Annotated in this window: 1 protein-coding gene; it reads right to left on the bottom strand. The window is 69.9% G+C overall.

Annotated elements, in window-relative coordinates; translation table 11 throughout:
* Window positions 1-239, bottom strand: a 239-nt coding sequence (locus tag ACPYOG_RS20600) for a cell wall-binding repeat-containing protein (RefSeq protein WP_481295923.1), incomplete at both ends; no start/stop codon positions are given.

The following is a 239-nucleotide window of genomic DNA, read 5'->3' as shown; positions in this document are numbered from 1 at the left end:
TCGACACTCAGGGTCTGGAGCCGATCTGCTTCCGGTTTGGCCAGACAGGACCCGTTGGTCAGGAGCAGCGGAAAGTGCGCGGTCCCTCCCCACGTCGCCCCGGTGAGCGCGTCCGGGGAGTTCAGCCCGGAAGCGATCAGCGCGGTGGGCGCGCTCGCAAACGCGTAGGCGGCCACCGCGGCGTTTGTGGCGAAGCGGTCGCCACCGGCGAGACGCTGGACGGGTGCGATCCTCTGGAC

The organism is Leifsonia sp. HAY1-4F (assembly GCF_056755275.1).
Note: the sequence above shows the minus strand (reverse complement) of the source record. Positions and strands in the feature narration are given on the sequence as shown.